Below are 10,521 nucleotides of genomic sequence, written 5' to 3'. Positions count from 1 at the left end.
GCGGCCGACCTGACGGCTGGCGACGTTGGCCTGGCTCTGACTGGTCCGTTTGCCGACGGGCTGTCGAATGCCGTGGCGGTGATCACCGACGAGGCGGGCAATGCTTCGCTGGACACCAATGAAGTCACCTTCACGCTGGACACGGCGGTCCCGGACACGGGCGCTAACAGCATCGCCTTCGATGATGGTAGTGATGACCTTCTGGGTGCCGCCGAGTCGAACAGTGTCAGTCTGAACGGCCAGGTGGAAACCGGCGCCACCGTTGACCGTATTGAAATCACCGATGGCGACTCAGGCATTGTCACGGTTGCTGCGGGCGCGATCAGCGTCGACGGCAGCGGCAACGTCAGCGTGACCGGCCAGGACCTGAGCGGTCTGGCCGACGGTGAACTCACCGTGACCATGACGGTGACGGACGAGGCTGGCAACAGTGGCTCGGTGGCGAGCACCACCACATTGGATCAGACGGCGCCGTCGGTGGGCGTGAACCCCCGGATTACCAATGACACCACGCCGGCACTGACCGGCACGGTGGATGACGCGAGTGCTGACGTCACCGTGACCGTGGATGGCAATGGCTACAGCGCCACCAACAACGGTGATGGTACCTGGGCCCTGGCAGACGACACCCTGTCGACGCTGGGTGCGGGGGATTACACCGTCACGGCGACTGCGGTTGACCCGGCGGGTAACGAAGGGTCGAACACAGGCACACTCACCGTGGATACCTCCGTGCCGGCGGTGACCTTCGACCGTCTGTCCACGAACGACACGACGCCGGAGTTGAGCGGAACGGTGGACAGTGCGGCCGCCGACATCACCGTGACCGTGGATGGCAATGACTACAACGCCCTCAACAATGGCGATGGCACCTGGACCCTGGCGGACGATCAGTTGCCGTCGCTGGCCGAGGGCGATTACACCGTTGAGGTAACCGCCACCGGTGCGTCGGGCAATGTTGGTAGCGTCAGCGGCACGCTGACGGTTGATACCACGCCGCCGTCGGTCACCGTTGACCCGGCCGGCAATGGTGATCTGACCGGCACGGCGGAGCCGGGCAGCACGGTGAGCGTTGACACGGACGGAGACGGAACGGCGGATTACACAACCGAAGCCGATGTGGACGGCCGCTGGTCGGTGACGCCTGATACGCCATTGGGCGATGGCACCGACGTCAGTGTGACGGCCACCGACGAAGCTGATAACACCAGTGCCCCGGCCGAGGTGACCGTGGACACGGTTGCCCCGGATGCGCCGACGCTGGACCTTGCAAACGACACCGGCGCAGACGGTGACGGCGTGACCATCGACGGCACGGTCGCGGTCAGCGGCCTGGAACCTGATGCCACCTGGTCGTACTCCACTGACGGAGGGGCGACCTGGACCGACGGTACGGGTAACGGCTTTGAACTTCCGACGGGCGAGTACGCCGAAGGGGATGTGCTTGCACGCCAGACCGACGAGTCGGGCAACACCAGTGATGGCGGCAGCCTGATTGGTGTGACCGTGGACAACACCAGCCCCGGAGGCGCGGACGGCACCGATGCGCCCACGCTGGTGATCCCCGAAGCCGATAACGGCTTCATTGGCAATGATGAACTGAGCGACGGCATCCAGGCCGTGGTCACCCTGACGCCCGATACTGAGGAAGGGGACACGGTCAGGGTGACGCTGACCGATGGGAATGCGGTTGAGCATACGGTCGAGCACCTCGTGACGGCGGCCGACCTGACGGCTGGCGACGTTGGCCTGGCTCTGACTGGTCCGTTTGCCGACGGGCTGTCGAATGCCGTGGCGGTGATCACCGACGAGGCGGGCAATGCTTCGCTGGACACCAATGAAGTCACCTTCACGCTGGACACGGCGGCCCCAGATGCTCCGGCAATTGATTCAGCCACTGACAGTACCGGTGATGTGACGGGTAGTTTACTGAGCGGATCGCGTACCGATGAGACGACACCGACGTTGACCGGCACTGCCGAAGCAGGCAGTACAGTGACGGTGTTCCAGGATGGTAACGAGATCGGTACAACGGTAACGGATGCCGGGGGCGACTGGAGTGTTGATGCTCCGGCCCTGGCCGAGGGTGATCACAGCTTCACGGCCACAGCGACGGATGTGTCTGGGAACGAATCACCTGTCAGTACAACGTTCGACCTGACCGTGGATACCGTTGCCCCAAATGTCCCGACGATTGATTCAGCCACTGACGATACCGGTGATGTGACGGGTAGTCTGCCGACCGGATCGAGTACCGATGAGACCACGCCGACGTTGACGGGTACTGCCGAAGCAGGTAGCACGGTGACGGTATTCCAGGATGGTAACGCGATCGGTACGGCCCTAACAGATGCCGAGGGTGACTGGAGTGTTGAAGCTCCGACCCTGGCCGAGGGCGGGCACAGCTTCACGGCCACAGCCACGGATTCGTCGGGGAACGAATCGTCAGTCAGTACAACGTTCGACCTGACCGTGGACACGGTTGCTCCGAGTGCGCCGACGCTCGCCCTGGCGAATGACACCGGTGCAGACGGTGACGGTGTGACCAGCGACGGCACGGTCACGATCGATGGCCTGGAACCTGGAGCGACCTGGTCGTATTCCATTGATGGGGGTGTCACCTGGAGTGAGGGCACGGGTAATAGCTTTGAGCTTCCGGCGGGCGAGTACGCCGAAGGTGATGTGCTTGCGCGCCAGACCGATGCGCCGGGCAACACCAGTGCCAGCGGCAGCCTTGTCGGGGTGAACGTAGACATCACGCCCCCGGTTGTCGGCGAGGCCCTTGGTGCTGTTTCAGAAGAAGGCCTGCCGGGTGGTGAACCAGACACTACCGGCACGCCTGGTGACACAGGAGACTCCGCTACCGTGGGTGGCACTCTGTCCATCGCGGAGGAAACCACTGTTTCGGAGGTGGCGGTCATCGAGCCGCCATCGGTTACCTCCGGCGGGGAGACCGTTTCCTGGCAAGGCGCGTTCTCTGGAGACACCTATACTCTGACGGGTTCTACCGTCAGTGCGGGCACCGTTGCTACCCTGACGTTGACAACGGCGGGAGCTTACAGCTTTACGCTGGAGGCACCGCTGGACCATCCCGGTGACAGTGTTGAAGATGTCCTGACATTGAACTTCGGCGTCAGTGCGACGGATGCCGCTGGCAATACCAGTAATGAGGGCGCGCTGGTCGTGAATGTCGAGGATGACATGCCGGTAGCGGCAGATCCGGTATTGTTCAGTATCACTTCTACACCAACGACCGAGAGCGGCTCATTTGTTGAGTCGTTTGGTGCTGATGGCGGGCACATTTCCTCGGTGACGGTAGATGGCTATACCTTTGAGCTCGACCCGGCAACCAATTCGGTCTCGGCGGGTGGCGCCTCTGATAGCGTCCTGAATTTCTCCTCTGAAGACTACAACACGACGACAGGAGAACTCACTGTTCAAACGATGAAAGGTGAGTCGTTGGTCGTGAACATGTTCGACGGTAGCTATGAGTACACACACACAGGCGTTTCTCAGTTGCCGGTTGAGGAAACGGTCGGCCCTGAGGTGTCTTTGGGCGATTCGAATAGCCTCCTTGGATTGGTTGGCGCAGATGCGTTGAACCTGATTAATTTCAGCGAGCAACAGGCCTTTGCTGCAACAGATGAAAACAATGACATTGAGTCAGTTACCCTTAATTTTACTGTTCTCAGCGTTAATCTTGGGCCCTCAGGTTTTCGGGGTTCGGAGGAACTGGCTGAAGAGTTCGGCTTCTCCATAGAAACCGACGATCTCGGGGCGTTGTTGGGGCTGACCGCGTCCATGACAATTTCAGCCGAGAGTGGAGGAACTCTCGATAACCAGCAGCTAAATGAGTATCTGGGGTCCGTTTATTTCAGCAATCCGGTTCTTCAGGTGGGTGTAGCGCCGACACTTTCTATCGAAGCGACTGATTCCCAAAATAACACGGTGAGTGAGAGCAGTAGCGATCTTTTGGCACTCGATCTGCTGAACGATAACTCGCCCGATTATCTGGTCGAGGGGGATGGGGGAAATAACTCCCTGACTGGTACCGAGGGCTCAGATCGTTCTTATGGCTATGATGGGAACGACAGTCTCGATGGCCTTGGTGGCTCGGACATTTTGCGTGCCGGCGCTGGCGACGACACGCTCAATGGCGGAGACGGTAACGATATCCTGATTGGTGGCGCCGGTGCCGATACTCTGACGGGTGGCAGTGGTCGTGATGTATTCCGCTGGGAAGACGGTCACCAGGGGGTGGCCGGTACGCCAGTGGTCGATACCGTGGCCGACTTCAGCTTCATATCAGTAGCTGCTGATGGCGACATACTCGACCTAACCGGTCTGTTGCAGGGTGAAGGTCGAATTGGATCGAATCCAGGCAACCTGGCGAATTATCTGCACTTCGCTTTTGATGGTACGAATACCACGATTTTCATTAGCAGCACCGGTGAATTCCTCGGGGGCTATAGCGCTGCGGAGGTTGATCAGGAAATCGTCGTGGAAGGCGTTGACCTGATAGAAGATGCCGCCTCTGATCAGGACGTGATTGCCGCTCTGCTCAATCAGGGCAACCTGCTTGTCGACGAAGCCACGGCAGATACTGACATGGTGGGAGGTACGACCACGGTCACTACTGGTGTCTCGGACAACGATGGCGACACGGCTGATACTCAGGTGGAGTTTGACAGCACTGGTGGCACACCACCTGCGCCATCACCCGGTCAGCCTGCTCCTGTTGTCCAGGTCGACACCTCCGCATTGTTGGGCGTTGTTGGCGTGGAAGCGCTGGGGCTGTTCAATCTCAATAATCAGGATTTCACCGCGTTGGATGCAGGGGGCAAGCTTCGCTCCGTCGAAGTGGCCTATCAACCAATACTCAGCGTCAACCTTGACGAGCAGAGTTTGACGGCGTCGTCACAACTGGCAGATGAGCTTGGACTGCAGTTTAGTGTGGAGAACGATCCCGGCTTGCTGGGATTGGTTGCGCCATCGTCCGTGCTGACCATTACGGCGGCCGATGATGGTGACATCGACAACTTCGCCATTAACGAATTCCTGGCTACCGTAAGCTTCGAGAATGGTCAGTCTCTTTTGGGTCTCGGTATCGATGTGCAAGCAGACTTGCTAGCGGCTACTAGCATCACTGCCACCAATGCCGCAGGCCTCACCGACTCTGCCTCGCTTGGCCAATTGACCTCGGTCGATGTTCTCAAAACGCTTCTCGGCGCCGACGAAATCATCGAGGGTGGCGACGGTAACGATACGCTTATTGGCTCAGGAGAAAACGAGCGCCTTTACGGCTATGACGGAAATGATGCTCTCTATGGCGGGGGAGGAAACGATCTGGTCCGGGGAGGTTCAGGTGATGACACTCTGGATGGCGGTGATGGCAGCGACATCCTGATAGACGGAGCCGGCCAGGACACCTTTAGTGGGGGGAGCGGTGATGACGTTATCTGGACGACCAGTGATCAGTTTGCGGCAATTGACGGTGGTGACGGCTTCGATGAGTTGATGCTGGACGGGGGTATCAATCTGGACATGACCGACCCCGGTACGGGGCCAGTTTCGGGAATAGAGCAGATTGATCTGGGCCAGAGTGATGGCACCAGTACCCTGACGCTGGATAGTGATGAGCTCATCGAATTGACGGACGAGGACAACATGCTGATCGTTCAGGGCGACGAGCAGGACACCCTGAATATCGGCAGTGAGGCTTGGGTTGTGGGCGCTTCGGTCGTGCGTGACGGAGTGGCCTACTCTGAGTATTCGTTCGATGACGCCACTGTACTGGTGCAGGACGGTATTAACGTGGAGGTTTCTTGACGCCCGGGCTGCGCTTCAGTTCATTACTCGTCGGCGTGGCCTGCATCGGGCTGCTGGCGTCGTCACCGTCGGGGGCCATAAGTCTGGAAGAGGCGGTTCACCGAGGAATGATCAACCACCCTTCCGTTGCTGCAGCTCGTGCCGAAGTGGAAGCTGCGGGTATGAACGTTGACATCGCCGTTGATGGTTACTGGCCGACGGTCCAGGCTAGCGCCGGTCCGGAGAATTCCTTGTGGGGCGAAGTCGGTTATGACGTTACTGCACGTCAGACGCTTTACGACTGGGGAGAGGTCAACTCCCAGGTGGAGGGCGCGTCGGCGGTGGAGCGCCAGAAATTGGAGGCGCTCAAGATCACGAGCGCCGAGGCAGCTCTGGATATTATTGAGGTTTATCTGGACGTGCTGCTGTATGAATCACGAGCGGCCGCAGTGAAACGTCATATAGAACGGCTAGGGCAGCTTGCAGAGCTCAGCCATGATCGAAGCGAGCTGGGTTACGTTGGTCGCTCCGAGGCCGGGCGGGCGGAGTTGGAACTGGCTCGCGCTCGGGAACAGCTAGCCGTTGAAAGAGGAGCGCTGGCAGACGCCAAGTCTCAGTTTCGCGAGCTGATTGGCTATGCCGCTGACGCTCTGTCCCAACCGGATCCAAAAGCCATTATCGGTCGTTTTCGAGGCTCCGAATTGCTTGATAAAGCCGTGGCCGAGGCACCGGAGTACCGGCGGGTCCGCGAGGAAGTCGATGAGGCCATTGCGCTGCGTGAAGAGTCGCGTGCAGCGCTGAAGCCCCGTCTTAACCTGGAGGGCTCCCTGATGCGTCGTGAGATTGGCGGTCGCATGGAAGAGGATGCCGTGATCGCCCTGCGCCTACGCATAGATTCCTTTCAAGGACTCTCCAATTTTCGTCGCGTGGAGTCGGCCGGCCGTCAGGTTGAGGCCGCGAGGTGGCAACAAAGAGCGACGCGACGAGAATTGCGTCGGGAGCTTACGGCCTGGTTTGAGCAACACGAGGTGCTGGGCTGGCGACTCGAATCTCTCAAGGTGCAGCTAGGTCGTGCTGAAGAGGTTGCGGAGGCGTATCAGGAACAGTTTGAGGCTGGTCTGCGGGATATTGAAGATCTGCTCCCCATTCAGCGGGATATGTTTGATACCGAACGTCAGATCCGTGAGGTTGAGAGTCAGAAGGTTCGCCTTCAATATCGCGTCGCTTCTCGGTTAGGCCGATTGGATGAGGTGTTGAACTCAAAGGTCGATGACGGAAACGAAGCACTATGACAAGGAAGCATGAACATGCTCGGCGCCCAGAAGACCCCTTGCGAGAAGGGTTGGTGTTGCTCTGCCGGCAGCTTGGCGTTACCGCCACTGTGGCTGAACTGGGTGATGGCCTGGCGCTTGAAGAGGGGCGGCTGCCGTTGGAGCTGGTCTCGCGGGCGCTGCACCGGGTTGGCGTTGAAGGGCGGGTTTTGGCGTTGCCAATGGAACAGGTGGACTCGCGTCTTTTGCCTGCCTTGTTGATTCAGCAGGACGGTACTACTGCGTTGCTGGTTGAGTGGCAGGACGATGAGGCGGTGATCCTGGTGCCGGAGAGCGGCGGTGGCAAGGAAAAGATAACCCGCGACTCTCTGGTGCACTGCTACGCTGGCAACGCCATTGTCGCGCGTCAGGCCTATCGGCCCGACCAGCGAGCGGGAGATTTCGCCCGGAAGCAGGACGAGCATTGGCTTAAGGGGCCATTAAAACAGCGTTGGCGGACCTGGGGTGAGGTTGGCATCGCGGCGCTGATGGCAAATGTGTTGGCCATATCGACGGCGATCTTCGCCATGCAGGTCTATGACCGAGTCGTGCCTACCTCCGCTTACGATACGTTGTGGATCCTGGCCAGTGGTGTGGCGTTGGCGATCGTGATGGAGTTTATGCTGCGCAGTCTGCGCGCTCACCTGCTTGATGTAACCGGCAAGGGGCTGGACCTTCAGCTCTCGGGGCTTCTGTTCGATCGGGTGATGCAACTCAAGTTGGCGGCTAAGCCTGGCTCAACGGGGGCCTTCAGTTCACAGATTCGTGAGTTTGAGGGGGTCCGTGAGTTCTTCACGTCCTCGACCATCGGAGCGATCAGCGACATGCCTTTTGTCGTTCTGTTCCTGGGTGTCATTGCCTACATCGGCGGGCCTTTGGTCTGGGTGCCACTGGTTGCCGTGATATTGATGGTATTGCCGGGATTCCTGGCTCAAGGGCATCTGGCCAAGCTCTCCCGACAGAATTTGAGCGAGGGCGCCGTACGCCAGGGAGTGCTGCTGGAGTCCATTGAAAACCTGGAAACAGTCAAAGCGACCCGGGCCGAGGGGCGCAACCTCCGGCTTTGGGAGCATCTCTCAGCGGATCTCGCTGAGGTCGGCGTGCGTGTGCGGCGGCTGTCATCGATGCTCGGCTACGGTGCCATCATGGTGCAGCAGCTTTGTTATATCGGTGTGGTAATGGTTGGTGTTTACCAGATCGGTGCTGGCGAGATGACCATCGGGGCGCTGATTGCGTGCACCATTCTGGCTTCGCGTACCGTTGCGCCAATGGCTCAGGTGGCCGGCATTCTAACGCGGTGGCAGCATGTCAAAGTTGCCATGGAGGGGCTCGACGAGCTGATGAACGCGCCGGTAGAGCGTCCGGCGGGGCGCGACTTCGCACGTAAACCTTCGCTGAAGGGCCACTATCAACTGGAAGACGTTACGCTGCGCTACGGGGATGAGGCGCCAGCAGCGTTGGCCATTTCATCGTTGGAAGTGCATGCCAGCGATCGTGTGGCCTTGCTGGGTGGAAACGGTGCTGGTAAATCATCGCTGCTGCGCCTGATGGCCGGGCTGAGCGATCCCGATGGCGGGCGTGTGGTTTTGGATGACGTCAACCTGGGCCAGATTGAGCCGGCAGATCGTCGACGCGCGATCGGATACCTGCCTCAGGATGTTGGCCTGTTCTATGGCACTCTGCGTGAAAATCTCTTGTTGGACAACGCGGCCCATGATGATGCAACCCTGCTTGCAGAGCTGGAAGCTGTGGGCTTGGGGCATTTCGTGCGCCGTCATCCGTTGGGGCTGGACCTACCGATCCAGGGCAGTGGTAGTGTTTCAGGTGGCCAGCGGCAGGCTATCGGGCTGGCGCGTCTGTTGCTCCAGGACCCACGTATCGTATTGATGGACGAGCCAACGTCAGCCTTCGACCAGGCCAACGAAAAGCAGATCATTGATTACCTGCAGAATTGGTTGGTGGGCCGCACTCTGGTGGTGTCGACACACAAGCGCGCGCTTCTGTCATTGGTGGGACGCGCTGTCGTGCTGCGGGATGGTCAGGTCGTGATGGATGGCCCGGTGGGTGCGGTGGTTGATGGTAACCTGGTGCGAGCACCGAAGCGCGATGCCGTGAAGAAAAGTGAGCGCCAGGATGGCTAGTCGGGATACTCAAACATTGCGCATTTTGAGTGAATTGGGCGATACGAGCCTCAGCCGTCATTATCGGGCCAGCCATCCGATACTTTGGTGCAGTCTATTGGTCATTGCGTTGTTCATCGGTTGGTCGGCCTGGGCGGAGATTGACGAAGTCACTCGTGGTGAGGGGCAGGTCGTGCCTCTGAGCCGCATGCAGACTATTCAGAGCCTGGATGGAGGTATTCTGGCCGAGCTTATGGTGCGCCGTGGTGATCGCGTGGAGCGGGGGCAGCTATTAGCGCGCCTAGACGATACGCAGTTCCGGAGTGCCTACCTGGAGATCGCCAGCCAGATCGCCGTATTGCGCGCATCCATTGCACGCTTGGAAGCGGAAGTGCTCGAGAGTAATGAAATTGATTTTCCCGAAACACTGGACCCTGAAGGCGAACTGGCGCGTTCAGAACGAGCGTTGTTTCGTGCCCGGCGTGAACGGATGAGTGAGGCGGAGCGATCCATCAACAAGGAAATGAGCTTGGCGCGCCGACAGCTGGAACTGGTAGAGCCATTGGTCAAGCGGCGTTCGGTCAGCGAAATGGAGTCTCTGAAATTGGGCCAGACCATCGCAGGCCTGGCCGGGCGTCTGGCAGAGCTGCGCAATACCTATGTGCAGGATGCCTACACCGAACTGTCCGCCAAACAGGCGGAGGTAAGCTCCCTTGAACAGAAGTTGATGCAGAGGCGAGATAAGCTTGAGCGTACAAAAATATACTCTCCGGTTCGCGGCAGGGTTAATGACATTCTGATCAATACCGAGGGTGGAGTGATCCGCTCCGGTGAACCGATCATGGAGATTACGCCTATCGAGGGAGAATTACTGATCGAAGCCAAGGTGAGCCCGCAAGACGTAGCTTTTGTGGCACCTGGAATGCCCGCCAGCGTAAAAATTACCGCGTATGACTACACCATCTACGGTGACCTCCAGGGTGAGGTAGAGCAAATCAGTGAGGACACCATCGAAGAGGAAACGCCGCGAGGCAAAGAAGCTTTCTACGAGGTGCTGATTCGCACAGAGAAGGCTTATCTCGAGCGCAATGGGGCAACCTTGCCGATTCGCCCAGGCATGGTGGCCCAGGTCGATATCCAGACGGGCAAGCGTTCCTTGCTTAGCTATCTTCTGAAGCCCATTATCAAGGCACGTTTATATTAAAACGTATGCCTGTTCAGAGATTTCTATATAGCTGGAAGAGTTTAAGAAAGCGGTCGGGGTCGGCGGAATTTCGCTGACC

General features: G+C 59.0%; 4 protein-coding genes. All 4 read left to right on the top strand.

Going from position 1 to position 10,521, the window contains the following annotated elements; all coding sequences use genetic code 11:
- Nucleotides 1-5,829 (top strand): Ig-like domain-containing protein (locus AC0B60_RS12455; protein WP_465086137.1); only part of this gene is annotated, 5,829 nt, incomplete at its 5' end.
- Nucleotides 5,826-7,100, top strand: a complete 1,275-nt coding sequence (locus tag AC0B60_RS12450; protein WP_465086136.1) for a TolC family protein — start codon at nt 5,826-5,828, stop codon at nt 7,098-7,100. The genes AC0B60_RS12455 and AC0B60_RS12450, both read left to right, overlap by 4 nt.
- Entirely contained in the window at nt 7,097-9,259 is a 2,163-nt protein-coding gene (locus AC0B60_RS12445; protein ID WP_465086135.1) for a type I secretion system permease/ATPase, read from the top strand. Before AC0B60_RS12450 ends, AC0B60_RS12445 begins: the two co-directional genes overlap by 4 nt.
- Nucleotides 9,252-10,442, top strand: a complete 1,191-nt coding sequence (locus AC0B60_RS12440) for an HlyD family type I secretion periplasmic adaptor subunit (RefSeq protein ID WP_465086134.1) — start codon at nt 9,252-9,254, stop codon at nt 10,440-10,442. The genes AC0B60_RS12445 and AC0B60_RS12440 overlap by 8 nt, the downstream gene beginning before the upstream one ends.
- The last annotated feature ends 79 nt before the right edge of the window (nt 10,443-10,521 follow it).

Source organism: Marinobacter sp. V34 (assembly GCF_055524115.1).
This window is presented reverse-complemented; position numbering and strand designations above follow the sequence as displayed.